At 60.3% G+C, this 16,472-nt stretch carries 17 protein-coding genes; 7 read left to right on the top strand and 10 right to left on the bottom strand.

Going from position 1 to position 16,472, the window contains the following annotated elements; all coding sequences use genetic code 11:
- Positions 1–12 precede the first annotated feature (12 nt).
- The gene (locus KQ296_RS09580; RefSeq protein WP_011932576.1) at positions 13–1,002 is read left to right on the top strand and encodes a hypothetical protein; all 990 of its coding nucleotides are present in this window, start codon (positions 13–15) and stop codon (positions 1,000–1,002) included.
- A 2-nt stretch (positions 1,003–1,004) separates the two neighbouring features.
- On the opposite strand, the gene KQ296_RS09575 is transcribed toward KQ296_RS09580, so the two are convergent.
- Entirely contained in the window at positions 1,005–1,784 is a 780-nt protein-coding gene (locus tag KQ296_RS09575; protein WP_011932575.1) for a sulfite exporter TauE/SafE family protein, read from the bottom strand.
- Between KQ296_RS09575 and KQ296_RS09570 the strand changes: the two genes are divergently transcribed.
- Complete coding sequence (locus KQ296_RS09570; protein WP_011932574.1) at positions 1,783–2,550, top strand: lipoyl protein ligase domain-containing protein; 768 nt, start codon at positions 1,783–1,785, stop codon at positions 2,548–2,550. The genes KQ296_RS09575 and KQ296_RS09570 overlap by 2 nt on opposite strands.
- Here the strand turns inward: KQ296_RS09570 and KQ296_RS09565 are convergent.
- The gene (locus tag KQ296_RS09565) at positions 2,547–3,797 is read right to left on the bottom strand and encodes a site-2 protease family protein (RefSeq protein WP_041428773.1); all 1,251 of its coding nucleotides are present in this window, start codon (positions 3,795–3,797) and stop codon (positions 2,547–2,549) included. The two genes, KQ296_RS09570 and KQ296_RS09565, sit on opposite strands and share 4 nt — an antisense overlap.
- A gap of 72 nt (positions 3,798–3,869) precedes the next feature.
- Here KQ296_RS09565 and KQ296_RS09560 point away from each other — a divergent pair, with 72 nt between their 5' ends.
- Together KQ296_RS09560 and KQ296_RS09555 are read left to right on the top strand one after the other, a co-directional pair.
- A complete protein-coding gene (locus tag KQ296_RS09560; protein WP_011932572.1) occupies positions 3,870–4,547 on the top strand; it encodes a phosphoribosylanthranilate isomerase in 678 nt (225 codons plus the stop codon).
- 27 nt (positions 4,548–4,574) lie between these two features.
- On the top strand, positions 4,575–5,066 hold the full coding sequence (locus tag KQ296_RS09555) for a hypothetical protein (protein WP_259726463.1): 492 nt from the start codon (positions 4,575–4,577) through the stop codon (positions 5,064–5,066).
- Positions 5,067–5,097: 31 nt separating this feature from the next.
- Here the strand turns inward: KQ296_RS09555 and folE are convergent, their stop codons facing one another.
- From folE to KQ296_RS09525, 6 genes are all read right to left on the bottom strand, one after another.
- Positions 5,098–5,856, bottom strand: a complete 759-nt coding sequence (gene folE, locus KQ296_RS09550) for a GTP cyclohydrolase I (protein WP_011932570.1) — start codon at positions 5,854–5,856, stop codon at positions 5,098–5,100.
- 12 nt (positions 5,857–5,868) lie between these two features.
- The gene (locus KQ296_RS09545; RefSeq protein ID WP_011932569.1) at positions 5,869–6,576 is read right to left on the bottom strand and encodes an SDR family oxidoreductase; all 708 of its coding nucleotides are present in this window, start codon (positions 6,574–6,576) and stop codon (positions 5,869–5,871) included.
- Between the two features lie 24 nt (positions 6,577–6,600).
- Positions 6,601–7,590 carry an acetyl-CoA carboxylase carboxyltransferase subunit alpha gene (locus KQ296_RS09540; RefSeq protein ID WP_011932568.1) on the bottom strand — a complete coding sequence of 330 codons (990 nt, stop codon included), beginning with the start codon at positions 7,588–7,590 and terminating at the stop codon, positions 6,601–6,603.
- 20 nt (positions 7,591–7,610) lie between these two features.
- The gene (locus KQ296_RS09535) at positions 7,611–8,651 is read right to left on the bottom strand and encodes a long-chain acyl-[acyl-carrier-protein] reductase (protein WP_011932567.1); all 1,041 of its coding nucleotides are present in this window, start codon (positions 8,649–8,651) and stop codon (positions 7,611–7,613) included.
- A 138-nt stretch (positions 8,652–8,789) separates the two neighbouring features.
- Positions 8,790–9,521 (bottom strand): aldehyde oxygenase (deformylating), encoded by a 732-nt coding sequence (locus KQ296_RS09530; RefSeq protein ID WP_011932566.1) that lies wholly within the window; start codon positions 9,519–9,521, stop codon positions 8,790–8,792.
- A gap of 49 nt (positions 9,522–9,570) precedes the next feature.
- Entirely contained in the window at positions 9,571–10,416 is an 846-nt protein-coding gene (locus KQ296_RS09525; RefSeq protein WP_011932565.1) for a creatininase family protein, read from the bottom strand.
- A 51-nt stretch (positions 10,417–10,467) separates the two neighbouring features.
- On the opposite strand from KQ296_RS09525, the gene KQ296_RS09520 reads away from it, so the two are divergent.
- The 3 genes from KQ296_RS09520 to pgeF are packed head-to-tail and all read left to right on the top strand — an operon-like array spanning position 10,468 to position 13,498.
- Complete coding sequence (locus tag KQ296_RS09520; RefSeq protein ID WP_041428398.1) at positions 10,468–11,760, top strand: S1 RNA-binding domain-containing protein; 1,293 nt, start codon at positions 10,468–10,470, stop codon at positions 11,758–11,760.
- The gene (locus KQ296_RS09515) at positions 11,757–12,671 is read left to right on the top strand and encodes a Tab2/Atab2 family RNA-binding protein (protein WP_011932563.1); all 915 of its coding nucleotides are present in this window, start codon (positions 11,757–11,759) and stop codon (positions 12,669–12,671) included. The genes KQ296_RS09520 and KQ296_RS09515 overlap by 4 nt, the downstream gene beginning before the upstream one ends.
- A gap of 2 nt (positions 12,672–12,673) precedes the next feature.
- On the top strand, positions 12,674–13,498 hold the full coding sequence (pgeF, locus tag KQ296_RS09510) for a peptidoglycan editing factor PgeF (protein WP_011932562.1): 825 nt from the start codon (positions 12,674–12,676) through the stop codon (positions 13,496–13,498).
- 24 nt (positions 13,499–13,522) lie between these two features.
- Here the strand turns inward: pgeF and KQ296_RS09505 are convergent, their stop codons facing one another.
- Together KQ296_RS09505 and KQ296_RS09500 are read right to left on the bottom strand one after the other, a co-directional pair.
- Entirely contained in the window at positions 13,523–15,178 is a 1,656-nt protein-coding gene (locus KQ296_RS09505; RefSeq protein ID WP_011932561.1) for an NAD(P)/FAD-dependent oxidoreductase, read from the bottom strand.
- Between the two features lie 34 nt (positions 15,179–15,212).
- Positions 15,213–16,469, bottom strand: coding sequence for an ABC transporter substrate-binding protein (locus tag KQ296_RS09500; protein ID WP_011932560.1), 1,257 nt, complete (start codon positions 16,467–16,469; stop codon positions 15,213–15,215).
- Between the last annotated feature and the right edge of the window lie 3 nt (positions 16,470–16,472).

The raw sequence follows: 16,472 nt of genomic DNA, 5'->3' as shown, positions 1-16,472 counted from the left end.
TGAACCGGTTTGATGGACGTCAACATCTGGATGATCATCGGCTTTTTGTTGGCCGCTTATTCAGTGGTCGCCAACGACTCGCTCCAGACCCTTGGCACCTATATCTCGTCGAACAAGAAACGCACCCCCAAAGTGGTGCAGATGCTGTTCATCTGCAGCGTCACGATCGTCGTGTTGATGCTCGGCTGGTTCATCAATGGCGGCGAACCGGCCTGGGGACGGCTGGAGAAATTCCCGATTCCCGAAAACTTCACCTGGGTCTACATCATTCCGCCGATTGCGGTGCTGGGCCTCACCGCCTGGGGTGCACCGGTGAGCACATCCTTCCTGGTGCTTTCCGCATTTGTTCCCAAGAACATCCCCAAACTTCTTGAAAGTTCGCTCTCCGGTTACTTCTTGGCGTTCTGCCTCGGTCTGGCGGCCTGGGGACTTGGTATGTGGCTGCTGGAGCGTTGGGTGTTCCGGCGGACCCAGGAAGGCAAGGATTTCAACAGGGTTTGGTACGGCCTGCAGTGGTTCTCCACCGGCTTCCTCTGGAGCATGTGGATGGTGCAGGATCTCGCCAACATTTTCGTCTTCCTTCCCCGCGAGCTTGGGTTATTCCCGATGCTGGTCTGCACCGCCATCCTCTGCATCGGGCTGTGTGTGCTCGTCGCTATCGGCGGCGGTCCGATTCAGGGTGTTCTGCGCAGCAAAACCAACACCGCCGACCTGCGTTCGGCCACGGTGATCGACTTCATGTTCGGACTTTGCCTGCTGTACAAGGCATTTCTGAGCACCTTCCCGTTGAGCACAACGTGGGTGTTCCTGGGTTTGCTGGGTGGTCGTGAAATTGCCCTGCGCATCAAAGAACAGGAATTCGAGTACGTCTTCACCAACCGATCCGGAGGCAGTCTCGGCAAAATCATCGGCAGTGATCTTTGGAAAGCATTCATCGGCGTGATTGTCAGCCTGGTGATCGCCCTTGGCCTGCAGCCTCTGATCGCCTGGACTGGCGGCTGAGTTCAATTCAGGGGTAGCGCAAGGGCGATGGCCCGTCGTCCGCTGTCGATGGCCAGCACCAGGGCCAGGAGCCGTAAAAGCCAGGCCAACATTCCCGGCCTAACCCGATCCAGGCGGGATGCAGTCCACTGGGCCGAAACTGCAGCAACGCCTCCGAGCAGCACCCCCATCGAGGCCAATCCCCGTCCTTCCTGGAGAAACTGGAGCGACGCTGCACTGGCCGAACAGGCCACGGCCAACGTGCTCAGTCGAATGGCCTGACGGATGGGCATCGACAATCCACTCACCATCAGGGGCACCATCAACAGCCCTCCACCCAGGCCAAGCAGTCCTCCGGACAGACCCGCCACAGCGCCGACAGCCGACAACCCCCAGGGCGATGGCTCCTGCCCATCACTCGTCGGAGATGCTTCACGATCAGCTCGGATTGAGCCAGCCAAAACGAGATACAACAGGGCCTGCAGGGCCAAGAGGTGCCAGCCGGCCACCAAACCACCAAGGCGACTGAAGATCAATGCGGTCGCAAAGGCCGTCAGGCCAATCACCAGGCCAGGCTGCAGCGGCAAGGAACGGCTCCGCCAGTGGGTGAAACTGCCACCGATGGCGGTGGGAACAATGGCGAAGGTGCTCGTGGCGAGGGCCTGATGCGGAGTGAGGCCCATCCAAAGCAACAGGGGCGCGAAAATCAATCCGCCGCCGATGCCCAGCAGGCCTGCCAGAGCTCCCGCGAGCAGTCCCATCGGCAGAACCACTAGACCTTCTGCCAATGTCATCGCTGCCATGACGCTGCCTGCATCTTGCCCGTCCGGCGGACGCTGCCCAGCTCGGCTTGTGCCGACCCAGACCCGCAGCGGTGCTGAACAGATGGCCCTTGACACCCTGCTGCTGGAGCAGAGCTGCAGCAGCAGGGCTGATGCCCTGATTTTGCGTTTCTACCAGTGGAGTCGCCCTACCCTCTCCTTAGGACGCCACCAGGGTCCCCCAACCGACCTGTGGCGGCAGCTCGCCGCGCGCGGTGACTTGGATTTGGTGCGGCGCCCCAGCGGAGGTGGCGCCGTGCTGCATGCAGGCGGACTCACCTATGCCCTGATCTGGGCCAATCCCCCCCGTCAACGCCGACAGGCTTATCTCCAGGTGAACCAGTGTCTTCAGGAGGGACTGAAGGCTCTGGGTCTCCATCTCAAACCGGGCACGGCTGCGGCGGACAGGATCATGGCTGACTGTTTCGCCCAGTCCACAACGGCTGATCTGGTCGATTCCCGCGGCTGCAAACGCATCGGCAGTGCCCAATTCTGGAAACGGGGTCAGCTGTTGCAGCACGGGGAAATACCCCTCACTCCTCCTGAGGGCCTCTGGGAGGCTTTGTTTACAACCTCGCCCCCCTGCTGGACGCCTTCGGCCCCCTCGGCAGCAAGCCTTGAACTCGCCCTCCAGCAGTCATTCCAAAGGCTCAGCCTCGATCTGGAATGGCGCAGGGAAGCCCTCTCCCCAAGAGAGCTTCAGCGGATGAACGCACTCGCGAACCGCTACAGCCTCGAGTCTGTTTAGGCCTGAGGATCGAGAAGGCCTGAAGCTTGCATGCTGTTGACCACTTGCAGCAAGGGCAGACCAAGGGGGTAGGTGTTGTTCCGCCTCGCGCTTTCCAACATGGCATCGGGAAGTTTCACGGCCAGCCCTCGAAGCACGGCTTCACCAAGCTCACTGCGATCCAGGGTGCCGTCGGGGAGACCTGCAGGGCTGAGCACGAGCAAACGTCCCTGTTCGCTCTGCTCCAGAGCGAGCACCGCCTTCCAAAGAGGCGATGACTGTTGGATGGACGGCAAACGGTCGAGGGGCTGGAGATGATCACTGATGGTCTGCCGATCCCACTGCTGCACGGGCAAATCCCTCAGAGGTTGATCGGTAATGAAGCCGACCCAACGACCGTTCTTGCAGACCAGCACCCAATCGGAAAGGCGAGGTTGATCGCTATCCACAGCCCCGAGCCTCATCTGGCTCAGCGTGCGCAGAGGCTGATCGGCTTCAACAACACGAAAGTGTCGGGATGCCGTCTTACCGACCGTTTCTTTTTGAAGAACCTGCTGCAAAGCCAGGGTTTGGGTTTGGCTGCGTGAAGCGCCCATGCCGAACCAGCCGAGCATCACCAACCAGAGGCCTGTCCAAACGCCCCCTTTGAACATCAGCCAGAAGCCGATCATCATGGCCAGCAGCGACAGACAACGGCCGCTGGCTGTCGCCACCTGAATGCCTTTGCGCTGACTGCCCGTCCACTGCCAAACCAAAGCTTTGAGAATCAGGCCGCCATCAAGAGGCAAGCCAGGCAGCAGGTTGAACAAGGCCAAAATCAGGTTGAGCCAGCCAAGCTGGGTGACCAAATTTCCCAGCAGAGGATTCACGTGGTCAGCTGCATGCATGCTGGCCAGCAGAGCGGCAGCAAGCATCAGGCTCACAGCGGGGCCAGCTGCAGCGACGCGCAAGGCACCCATCGGTGTGGGGCATTCCTTTTCAACTCTGGCCACCCCACCGAGAAGGAAGAGGGTGATGCTGCTGACCTTCACCCCTTCGCGGAGCGCCATCACCGAATGCCCTAGCTCGTGCAGAAGAACGGAGACGAAGAGGAGTAGGGCAGTCAGAAATCCCGTCAACCAGCTGGCCCAGACAAGGCCTTGTGCTGCGGGAAGTTGGGCGACCTCGCGCTGAAACGCCAAGGTGAATAGCACCAGAATGATGAACCAGCTGGGATGGACCCGCAGTGGGATGCCACCGATGCGCATCAGTTGCCAGCCATCACCCAAGAGATTCACCGGCGAAGCCGGTCGGCATCAATTCCATGATCCTAGAAAGGATTGCGATCGCCGCTTTTCGCCATGGCTGGCCTGGCCCTGCACCTCAAGATCTGCGGTCTGACCGACAGCGATCAAGCTTGCGCCATCGCTGCGATGGGGGTGCAGGCCATCGGCGTGATCGGCGTGGAGGGAACTCCTCGCTACGTCGCGCCCGAGAGGCGCAGGGAGATTTACGCCAAGCTGGCCTCTCAATCCGATGTTGAGCGCGTTTGGGTGGCCGCTGACCCCGACGACAACACACTTGATGAACTCTTGAGTGGTGAAGGAATGCCGTCGGTGGTTCAGCTGCATGGTGAGGAATCACAGGCACGCTGCGCAGACCTTCGGGCTAAGTACCCGAGCATCCGCTGGTGGAAAGCCTTACGCCTCCGGGATGATGCTGATCTTGAGGCGATCCACCGCTACACCCACCACGTGGATGCACTGCTCATCGATGCCTGGAGCTCCCAGCACCTGGGAGGCACAGGGCACCAACTGAACCCGATCTGGCTGAACAAAGTCCAGATGCACCTCAAGGGAGGAGCTCCCTGGTGGCTTGCCGGCGGAATCTGCGCGGAGTGGGTGCCCAACCTCGACAGCGTGCATCCCTTCGGCCTTGATGCATCGAGTCGATTGGAAATCAGCCCTGGGGTGAAAGATCTCGCTCGGGTGCAAGCGCTCGTGGATTCTCTTGAAGACAGAGCTCGCAGGCTTGGATAAGTTGAATGCCTGATGCCCCCCAGCTTGATGATTCGGCTGTCACCCCTGCTTCTGGTTTTGATGGCAGGACTGCCGGTGGGGATGTCAGCCCAGGGCCTGCTGCCGGGTTGCCGTCTCGAAAACGGCAGCCTTCAGTGCGTTCCAGGACTCACCGCCAGTCCCCAGAAGCAGATTCAGGTTTTGGAAGGCCAGATCAATCGTGACGTCCAAAGCGAAGGCCACCTCGAACAAGCGATCGAAGGGTTGAAGCGCTTTGAACTGATCGGCAAAGCCAGGGAAGGACAACTGATCAAAGCTGAGCTGATGCTTCAAGGTGGGGGGTTCGATGAAGTGCACATCCACTGGTATCGACGCAACAACCAGGGAAACTGGCAGCTGGTCAATACCGTCAGTGAAAGCAGCTACCGCCTTCAACCCAGTGACCGCGGACATCAATTGATGGCCGTTCTTGTCGTCAAAAACTCAGATGGAAAGGTACAACGGATTTCGAGCAACGTGCTCGGACCCGTCACCGATTGACCGTTGAGGGCCAGCGTTGGCCCACTCCCTATCAGGTGCTGAGAAGCGCTTCTTGCTGACGCACGAGTTCAAAGAATTCCTGCTTCAGGCTTGGGTCATGGCGGAAATCACCACGAACCACTGAATTCACCATGCTGGTTTGGGGCTCTTTCACACCCCGCCATTTCATGCAGTAGTGCTGAGCTTTGATGATGATGCCCAAGCCCTGGGGTTCGCACAGTCGCTCGATCTCGTCGGCAAGGATCATCACCGCCTCTTCTTGGATGTGAGGCCTTGAAAACACCCAATCAGCAACGCGGGTGAATTTCGACAGACCGATGACTCGCTCTCCGGGCTTGATACCAATCCAGCAGTTGCCCATGATGGGCACCAGGTGGTGAGAACAGGCCGAGCGCACTGTGATGGGCCCAACGGTATAAATTTCATCCAGGCGCTTCACATTGGGGAAGCTGGCCACTTTCGGCTGCTGGTGATATCGGCCCTTGAACACCTCGTGCAGGTACATCTTCGCCACACGCTCGGCCGTCTCGGCGGTGTTGTGATCATTCTCGATGTCGATCACAAGAGAATGCAGCAAATCGCGAACACGGTCCGCCACCTCAACTTGCAAGGCATCAAGTTCTCCGGGAAGGAGATGGTCTGCCACATTGTCGTTGGCAAGGAACGACACATCCCGTTCCCGCAATCGTGCACGAATCCGATCAGACACACGGGATTGAAGCGCGGAAAGCTTTGCGTTCTGGCTGGCGGAACCGTTGCCGTTTGTGGAGACAGGGAGAGTTGAAGTCATATCAAACTGTGATCAGAAAGCGCCGGTGGCCGGCATCAGAGTGAGGTCTTCGATGACCTGAGTGGCAGGTTGCTGAGCAAGATGCAGGAGTGCGGACGCTGCCTGATTCACGGGCAGCATCGCACGGCGATCGAAAGTGCTGTCGACTGTAGGGGAATCCCACAGTGACGTATCCACAGCACCGAGCGTGAGTGTGCAGACACGGATCCCGTTGCCACGTTCCTCTTCCGCCAAGCAACGGGTGAAGCTGGCGAGGGCTGCTTTGACCGTGCAGTAAGCCCCCCAACCGGGGAAGGCGTTGCGTGCGGCATGGCTGCTCACATTGATGACGAGACCACCAGCGGGTCGCATGGCGGGAACCACAGCAGCGCAAACCTGAAAGACACTGGTGAGATTGAGCTGCATCATCCACTCCCAGCGATCAAGCGGCATGGCAAGCAAGTCACCCGTGTAAGCCGCACCCGCATTGTTGATCAGAACCGAGGGGCGAAGTCCCTGGCCAAGGAGTTCGTTGAGGCCAGGAGCGATCGCTTCAGAATCCGTGAGGTCGATGGCGCGATAGGCAACGCGGCTGCCACTGGTGGACAATTCAGCCGAGAGCGACTGAAGCGCCGCCTCACTTCGAGACACCAGAAGCAGATCCCACCCGGCTGCGGCAAAGGCTTTGGCGGCAGCATGACCAATACCGCGGGATGCACCTGTGATCAGTACGGAAGGCAATGGATCCGTGCAAGCCGAGGCACCCTACTCAGCCATGAGGGCTTCTGGTGATAAATCATCAAGAAACTGCCCCATGGCCCGGAATTTGCGGTAGCGCTGCTCTCTCAATGCGTCCTCGGAGAGCTGCAGAAGACCCTCAAGATTGCGGGTCAGGGCCTCCTTCAAGATCTCGCCAGCCTCCAAAGGAGCCCAGTGATTGCCACCAACGGGCTCAGGAAGCACCTCATCCACCACACCGAGGCTGAGCAGATCCGGTCCGGTGATCTTGAGCGCCGAAGCTGCTTCGGATGCTTTTCCTGCATCACGCCAAAGAATGGATGCGCAGGCCTCGGGACTGGCAACCGTGTAAACACTGTGCTCGAACATCAGCAGCTTGTCGGCGACGCCAATCCCTAGGGCGCCCCCGGAGCCGCCCTCTCCGATCACGGTGGCAATGATGGGCACTCTGAATCGGAACATCTCGCGCAGGTTCACCGCGATCGCTTCCCCTTGCCCCTGCTCTTCAGCCAACAGACCGGCATAGGCGCCGGGAGTATCGATGAACGAAAGGATGGGCAGCCCAAAGCGATTGGCATGGTCCATCAGACGCAGGGCCTTGCGATAGCCGCCGGGGGTGGCCATTCCAAAGTTACGCGCCACGTTTTCTTTCGTGTCCCGTCCCTTCTGATGTCCGATCAACAGCACGGCACGATCGCCCAGGCGACCGATGCCTCCGATCAAGGCCTGATCGTCACTGCCGCGCCGATCACCATGGAGCTCCACCCAGTCGTCGCAGAGCATCTGGATGTAGTCCAGGGTGCTTGGGCGGTGGGGATGACGCGCGACTTGAATCTTTTGAGCTGGCGTGAGGGACTTAAAAATCTCCTCGCGACGGCGCGCGGCAAGCGTTTCGAGCTGATGAAGCTGGGGGCTGACATCAACCTCGGAGTCGCGCGCACGCTGCCGGATCTGTTCAATCTGCTGCTCAAGTTCAACCAGGGGTTTCTCGAACTCGAGCAGCGGACGGCGTGGCATGGCGAATCAAGAGAGTGAGGTCAGGCGACTGCAGCCTGCGGCAGGCCCTGCAGATTGAGGGTGGTGAAACCGTGGCGAACGGAGGCCCCACCGATGAAATCCATTTTCTCAAGGGTGATGTTGTTGCGCCCCCAGCTGAAGTTGGTGTGGTGCGACTCAAACTCGAGAAGCATGGCCTCGGCGAAGCACGCAAACATCTGACGCTGAGGTTTCTCCATCTCGGCGATTTCCATCATCGACCATCCGATGTCGGTGAAGAATTCAACAATCCCCCCTTTCAGAACGTGAATGCCTTTGGCTGCCACACGGGCATCGAGGTTTTTGGGATAACCGCCATCAATCATCAGACAGGGAGTCTTCAGTCGCGATGTATCAATCTCCAGGGTTCGAGGCATGCTGGCGACCCAAACCACCACATCCGCTTCTGGCAGGGCATCTTCAAGGCTGAGAATCCGACCGCCACCCAGCTCTTCCCGAAGCTCTTCGAGCGGTTTCTGTTGCCGGGCAACGAGCAACAGTTCGGCCACACCGGTGCGGGACGAGAGCCAGCGACAGACGGCACTGCCGATATCGCCGGTTGCTCCTACAACTGCCACGGAGGCCTTCTTGAGATCAATCCCTAAAGCGGGAGCGTTGTTTTCAACCTGACGGCAAATCACCCAGGCTGTGTGGGTATTGCCCGTGGTGAAGCGCTCCCAGGCCAGGGTTGTACTGCGCACGTGCTGATGCTGCAGCAGGTTGAAATTCTCGAAAATGATCGACGTGAAGCCGCCAAGAGCTGTGATGTCGATGCCCTTTTTCTGGGCGAGCTCCATGGCATTGAGCACCTTGCGGCGTGCCGTCTTGAAACGGCTGAGCATTTCCGGCACGAAGCAGGAATCGATGTAGGCACCCTGAATGGTTCGCCCCGTGGCGCTGGTGACCTCAACGTGCTCCACCAGCTGAGGAGGGGCGCTGCACCACACATCGAGGTCACCCTCGGCGATGTGATCGAACCCAAGTTCGGAAGCCTTCCGCCTGGCGGCTTCAAAACTTGTGGAATGTCCGATCAGACCAAACATGTGACGCCAACGGTCGTGTGTGAACGCATGAAACAGAACCGCACCCGATGGTGGGCTGATCGATCATCGTCCCACGTTGGCACGTGTTCTGCACAACGTGCCTGTGGGCGAACCGGACCGAACCAAGGGGTTTGAGGTTCAGATGGAGAGAGCCGCAGCAGCCATCCGAGCGATGTCCCGGGATGTGAAACCAATCTCTTCGAGTGCCTCTTGATAGGCGATGAGGAAATCCTCGATGAGATCTTCCTTCTCCATCTTGAGAACAGCGGCGTCTTTAGCCACCTGCTCGAGCATGGAGCGAATCAGGGGAAGATTCACTTTGTTGGCTTCCATCAGCTCCTCGCGGCTCGCCTCGAAGTTGGCTTTCAGCCACTCCTGCCCGTAGTTGAGGTGGGTGTATTCATCCTTCACCACCCCCTCAGTGATCTTGCGAGCAAAGGGATCAGCGACAGGGATGTAGATGTGATATGCGGAAATCGCAAAGGCTTCAATCAACAATGCCTGAATGAGCAGGCATGTCACCACCTTGCCCTCTTTCAGAGCTGTCTGGAAATTGCCGTGGAGAGGCCCAAAGAACTCCTTCGCGAAAGGCATATCAGCCTCCACACCAAGATTCCGTCCACAGGACATGAAGCCCTTCATGTGCTTCATCTCCATCCTGGCCAGTCGTGCCAGCTCATCCGCCTGCTCGGGGATCAGAGTGCCAAGGGAGATGTAGTTGTCGTGAGCTTCCTGCTCACCTTCGATAACGATCGCGTTGATACGGCTATACGCGTCCTTGTAAGCCTCGCTGGAGAAGTCGGGGAGAGCCTGGGCGGATCCAGCCTGCCCATCTAGGACGGCGACCTCGGAGGTGACAGGGGTCGGCATGGATCGTTCCAAACTATTCAGTGCGACCGACTGTAACCAGAGCCACCGCTTATGGATGCATGGTTGATGGTCCTCTCACACGCCTGGCATCGGCAGTAGGGGGCCAATCAGAACGCATCAAACTGCTGAAAAGGCTGATCCAGTGCGCCATCAGGGTGGTCTTCAGACGCTCTCCAAGAGAGTCGTCGGCTCCGCGCGTGTCTCCGACAACGCCGCTGCTGCTGATGTCGGCTGTGAACCAGGCGTAAGGGGCAGCCCCCTCAAGACTCCACCCCTCAGGGATGGGAATGGCGGAGTCGAGTCCATCGCAGGGCCGCTCCGGTCCGACGAGTTCCGGTGCGAGGGCCAGCATCAGACTGGTTTCCGCAAGCCCTGCATGCAATCCGTTCTGCAGCTCCATGCTGGGGATCAGGTCCTTGAGCCCAGGAACACCACTCCAGAGGAAGCAGGGCAGCACGGCCATCGATGGAGCGCGGGCTGCCAGCTCCCTGGCCGCTGTCTGCAGCAATCCGATTTGTCCTCCATGGGCGTTGAAGAGCACCAGTCGCTTCACCCCCTGGTCAGCCATCTGCTCCCCCACCTCCACAACCAGGCGAATCAACAGATCAGCACTCAGGCTCAAGGTGCCAGGAAACCCTCGGTGTTCCGGAGACAGGCCAATCGACTGCGGAGGCAGCGCCCAGATCGGCCAGGCGTCGGGCAGAGACTCCAGCACGAGGGAGAGGATCCGCTCCGCGAACAGAGCATCTGTAGCCAGAGGCAGCTGAGGACCGTGCTGCTCCAGTGCTCCGAAGGGCCAGACCAGGGTTGAACGGTCCTCACGCAGGCGCGAGGCCGCCTCAGGCCAATGCAAGTGATCCAGTCGTCGCGAGCTGTGAGTTTCCAAGCTCTCCATCGACTCTTCACCATCTCCTGTCAAAATGGCCGATCAAGGACGACGGGTCCCATGGCCGGCACAGAACGTCAGAATTCATCTTCAGAGTCCAGAAAGGCAGCGGCTCCGGCAGCTCAGCCACCGAAGAAACCCTTGCAGGTGATGCACATCAGCAAGCGTGAGGAGCAGGACCGTCTGCGCCGCGAAGCGCAAGAAGCAAGGGCGGCGGCAGACGCTGCAGCAGCGAAAGCTGCCCAACTCGAACAAGCGGCCCTCGAGGCCGGCACATCCCTGGCACCTCCTCCGCAGCCAGCGGCCCCTGCAGCGCCCCGTGTCGCGGAGCCGGAGGTACCTCGATCGCCTGATGACGATGATTTCGGCGGCATGACCATGGCCGATCTCATGGGTGGATCCGAGCCGCGCCAGAAGCCCACGCAAAGGCAGCAGGCCCCTGGCGGACTTCAGCGCAGCGTGGATGACTTCGATTTTGATGAGGATGCCTTCCTGGCTGCTCTCGACGAAAACGAGCCCGTGGGCACGACGGGCGATGTGGTCACCGGAACGGTGATCGGCATGGAAAGCGATGGCGTGTATGTCGACATCGGCGGCAAGGCCCCTGGCTTCATGCCCAAAAGTGAGTGCGGTCTGGGCGTGATCACGAATCTCAAAGAGCGTTTCCCGAAAGGCTTAGAAATCGAGGTCCTGGTGACCCGGGAACAAAATGCTGATGGCATGGTCACCATCAGCTGCAGAGCCCTGGCACTGCGTCAGAGCTGGGACAAGGTGAAGCAGCTCGAGAAAGAAGGCAAAGTGGCGCAGGTGAAGGTGAGTGGCTTCAACCGAGGAGGCGTCACCTGTGATCTCGAGGGCCTGCGCGGCTTCATCCCCCGATCACAGCTGCAAGAGGGCGAAAACCATGAGGCACTCGTTGGTAAAACCCTTGGTGTCGCCTTCCTCGAGGTCAATCCGGAAACCCGAAAGCTTGTGCTCTCGGAGAAAAAAGCCGCAACGGCTGCCCGTTTCGCCGAGCTGGAAGTCGGTCAGCTGGTGGAAGGACACGTGGCAGCTGTGAAGCCCTACGGACTGTTCATCGATCTCGGAGGCATCAGCGGACTCCTTCACCAGTCGATGATCACCGGGGGCAGCCTGCGCTCACTGCGAGAGGTCTTCGACCAAGGGGATACCGTCAAGGCACTCATCACCGAGCTCGACCCTGGACGCGGCCGGATTGCTCTGAACACGGCCATGCTCGAGGGACAGCCCGGCGAACTCCTGATCAATCGTGACGCTGTGATGGCGGAAGCTTCCGAACGTGCCAATAGAGCTCGTAACGTCCTCAGGCAGCAAGAACAGTCAGCTGGATGATCACCGCTCCACAGACAGCCGGGAACAACGGAGAGCGATCCTCGGCACCGAAGCAGGCTGACTGGGAACTGGACTTCTATTCGAGACCCATTCTCGAAGCCGATGGGAAAAAGCGATGGGAGCTCCTCATCACAAGCACTCCCACCCCATCAGCGCCGGACTGTTTTCGGTTCGAGAAACGCTGTCCTGCCGGTGATGTGAATTCCACCTGGCTGGCATCAGCTCTCCGCGAGGCGCTGGACACGGCCCAGGCACACGGGTGGATGTCTCCAAGGCGTTTACGGACCTGGCGCAGCGCGATGCGCACCATGGTGCAGCGGGCCGCCAGCGAGCTCGAATTGGAAATGATCCCGAGCCGAAGAACCTATGCACTCCTCGACTGGCTGGAGGAACGAGAGCGCGACCTCTATCCCCTAGACAAGGGATATATGGCTGGCCCGCTCGCGCCACCTCCCGCACCGATCGCCACCCCCCCGCTGCCCCTGCCTGAGGCCGTCCGAGGAGACGCCTGGTGTTGGGCAGCCCTGCCTCTGGGAAGTCTGCGGGAAGCGAGCGAATGGCCCATGGGATTCAACGATCTGCTCCCGATTCCAGAGGCGATGGATCCTGAGCTTCCGGTTCCGGGCCTGCGCCTCTTCAGCCAAACCCGCGCCCTCGCCCTGGCTGGCTGGCTGGGTGGGCTGGAGCCCGTCCGGCTGCGTATGAACGCCCAGCAACTGATTCTTGATGCGGGGCAGGATGACAGCTGGTTGGTCAGCGACCTGGGCCAGACGGAGGCGGTTGAATGCCGTGATGCCCTCGAGGACTCTGTCCACCGGTCTCGGGGACTTCAGTTCATCTCCGTGCAGGCCACACCCGACAGCCAGCGGTTTGATGGCTTCTGGATGCTCAGGGATCAACCCGAGGTCTGAACGTGGCCCCAACCCCAGCCCATCGTCCCAGTGGGGAGCCTTTCCAGCGCCCAGATCGCTACTTCAATGTTCTTGAGCAGTGGACATGGGTTGGCTGTTACGGGGGGTACTACCTCACGGCTGATCTGCTGCACGCCGCTGGGTTTGAGCATGGTTTTTTCACCCGTCGATGGCAGGGTCGGGGACCTGAGGAGCTCGCCGGGTACCTTTCAACGGGTGCGAGCGTGCATCGTCCTCAGCAGGTTCACGGCAACGTTGTTCTGCCAGCCTCAAAAGCCACTGAATCCCCTTGGCCTGAGGCTGATGGGCTGGTGAGCGATCGTGGTGGGCAAAGTCTCTGGGTCTGCGGAGCGGACTGCACGCCGGTGCTGATTGCCGACCCCGACAGCGGTCACGCCTCGGCCTGTCATGCCGGATGGAGAGGGGTGGCGAGCCGGATTCTTCCCGAAGCGGTATCTCAACTGGAAGCCCTAGGTGCCCGGAGGGAGCGCCTCCTGGTTGCCCTGGGTCCTGCTGTGAGCGCACCCAACTATCAGGTTGAAAACGCTGTGGCTGAAATGGTTGGCAATGCGTTGGGCAGTCGCCAGCAATCGCTGCAAACCCTGGAACGAGACGGAGTCACTCAGGCGGATCCTGAGCACGGTCGTTGTCGCCTCGATATCCGCAGGGCCGCCTTCCTCCAGCTTGTGAACTTGGGTCTACGAGCGGACAGGGTCAGCCTGTGCCCTCTTTGCACAGTCAGTGAACCCGACCTGTTCCATTCCTGGCGACGCGATCAGGTGAAAGCGGTTCAGTGGAGTGGCATCGTCGGTCAGGCCGCGGCCTGAACCCAGACTTTTTGACGGCGAGGGTCATGCCGAGAGGCGTAAGGCCACAGCTTCAGCAACCCGGATTCCATCAATGGCAGCCGACAGAATGCCCCCTGCGAACCCGGCTCCCTCGCCAGCGGGAGTCAACCCCTGCACGTTGATCGATTCATAGGCTTCATCGCGCGCAATGCGCAGCGGCGAGGATGTTCGCGTTTCAATTGCCGTGAGCACGGCATCCGGGTGGTCGTAGCCCGGGAGTTGCTTGGCAAAAGCCGGCAGCGCCTCCCTGAGCGCAGCGGTCATCGACGCTGGCAGCAGTTCGGCGAGATCGCAAGGACGAACGCCTGGCTGGTAGGAGGGTGTCACCGAACCCAGGTCCGTTGATGCACGGCCCTCGAGCAGGTCTTCCAAGCGCTGGACAGGGGCGCAGTAATCGCCCCCTCCCAATTCGAAGGCCCGGCCTTCGAGCGTGCGTTGAAACGCCATGCCTGCGAGGGGATCCCCCTGGAAGCGTTCATGGGGCTCCAGGTCTTCGTCCAGAACTGGAATCACCAGCCCACTATTGGCATTGCGCTCATTGCGGGAGTGTTGGCTCATGCCGTTCGTCACAACACGGCCTGGCTCAGAGGTCGCTCCCACGACAAATCCACCGGGGCACATGCAAAAGCTGTAAACGCAGCGGCTGTTGCTGGCGTGATGCACCAGCTTGTATTCAGCAGCACCGAGCAGTGGATGACCGGCGCAGTCTCCCCAGCGCGCACGATCGATCAACGCCTGAGGGTGTTCGATACGCACGCCGATGGCAAATGGTTTGCGTTCCAGGGCCACACCAACCCGTTCCAGCATCGCGAAGGTGTCTCTCGCCGAGTGTCCTGGGGCCAGAACCAGCTGGTCGCAAGCCAGATGTGTGCCGTCGGACAGCCTCACACCGGTTAACTGCAGTGGTTTCTTGGCTGAGGACGATCCGGCTTTGATCTCCAGTGCATCCACCCGGGTTCCAAAACGCACCTCACCACCCAGCGCCTCAATCCGTGCCCGCAGCCCCCTCACCACGGTGGCGAGCTTGAAGGTCCCGATATGGGGACGGTGCAGCGTGAGGATCTCACGATTGGCACCACAGGCGACCAGTTCCTCCAGCACCTTCCTGCCGTAGTGGGCAGGGTCACTCACCTGGCTGTAAAGCTTGCCATCGGAGAAGGTTCCCGCCCCCCCTTCGCCGAACTGCGCATTGGATTCCGGCTGAAACGCCGAGGTCCTTCTCCAGAATCCGAACGTGTCCGCACTGCGCTGCTTCACGGGCTGGCCCCGTTCCAGCAGAACAGGGCGATAGCCCATTTGAGCGAGTAGGAGGGCCGCGAAATATCCGCATGGGCCAGCTCCGATCACAACAGGACGAAGCAGCCCAGCGGCTTCGAGGGATGGAGGAGCCTTCGCCACGTAGTGGTAGCGCTCATCGGGGCTGCGACGGATCCGGCGATCCTGTGCACTCCGGCGCAAAAGAGCATCCTCTCCACGCACCTGCACGTCGACGGAGTAGATCAGGCGAATTCGATCGCGACGGCGAGCATCGATGCTGCGTTTCACCAGATGGCGCTCGAGCAGGCGATCCCGTGGAATTTTCAGGCAGCGCAGAACCGCGCGTTCCAAATCCTCCTCCGTGTGATCAAGCTCCAGACGAAGCTCGCTCAGCCTCAGCACAAGTGCGCTCTCCCGGGTCGTCCCCCTTGAAAACCTACCGACTCGGGATGCGACGGGTCGTGGCCTGTCCCGAAGGTGGCTGCCCTGGACGCTGCATGAGATCGCTCGCCGCGCCGATCAGACGCACGGGCTTTCCGCTCAACCGGTCCCCGATGGCATCACAAAGGGGTTTCGACTCCTGATCGGGGGCCAGCCAGCCCAGAGGGTCCCGCGTTCCCTCGGTCGAGATCGGTGGGGGCGTCAACGCAGAGAGGGCCATCAACCGAGCCGTATCAAACCCCGACGCCGCCAACAGCGTGGGCTGCTCTCCGCGCACCCTGCTGTACAGAGAAGAAAAGTCGGTCCAACCAGGGCCGTGGGCTGGCTGATTGAGAATCAATTGCGGCCAAGACCGTGCGGAGAGATCCTGAACGCGGTGATGGGGCAGCAACCAGACCCGAAGCAAGACCTCGGGTGATTGCCCGAAACGGCCTGAGGCCTGGGCCTGATCCAATTGCTGTGCCAGCGCACTGTCGTGGGCTGCGGCCACAACCATGGCCTGAGGTCCCTTCCAGCTCACATCATTGACCAACCGTTCAAGAGCGGCGGTATCCCCTGGGTTCAGCATCTGCACCAGGGAAGGTTCGTAAGACTCCACGATTCCGCCTTTTGCCTGGAAGGCCGAAACAAAACGTTCCGCCTGATCGGCGCTTCGATCGGTGGGATCAGCCACCACCATCACCCGTTGGATGCCCTGATCGCGAAGGTCATCCACCAGATGGTTCAGATCCTGTTGGTAAGGCGGAACCACCGGATGGAGACGTCCTTCAGGATCGAGTTCAGAGAGGCTCTCAATGGAGTCTCCTCGCTGGTAAGGGAGAAGAACCCCAAGCTTGCGCTGGCTGGCGAGCTGGGCATAGGTGGCCAGATCAGCCGAAAAAGGGGCCACCAACACAGACACCTGTTGGCCGAGAAGCGCCGAGGGGTCATCTCCTGGGGCGATGGACAACCAGTCCACAGAAGCAGGATCAACTCCGCAAGCTCTGACCTGATCCAGCCCGAGGGCAAACCCGCTCATGAAGTCAGCACTCGCACCGCCCCCATCACCGTGGGTGATGGCCACGACGGTGGACCGCGATGAGGCACTGGCTGAAAGGGCCTGGCAACCGATCACCGTGGCCAGAAGGACACAGCCGGATTGAAAGAAGCGGATCGCAGTGGAGCGCCCACGACGATGGCCCTCGTGTCGAGACACCCCAAGGGGTTCGTCAGAGGGAGGGACCTTGGACGGTGCTTCGGAAGATTGGGTCATGGC

The organism is Synechococcus sp. CS-197 (assembly GCF_025128215.1).
Classification (GTDB): Bacteria; Cyanobacteriota; Cyanobacteriia; order PCC-6307; family Cyanobiaceae; genus Synechococcus_C.
This window is presented reverse-complemented; position numbering and strand designations above follow the sequence as displayed.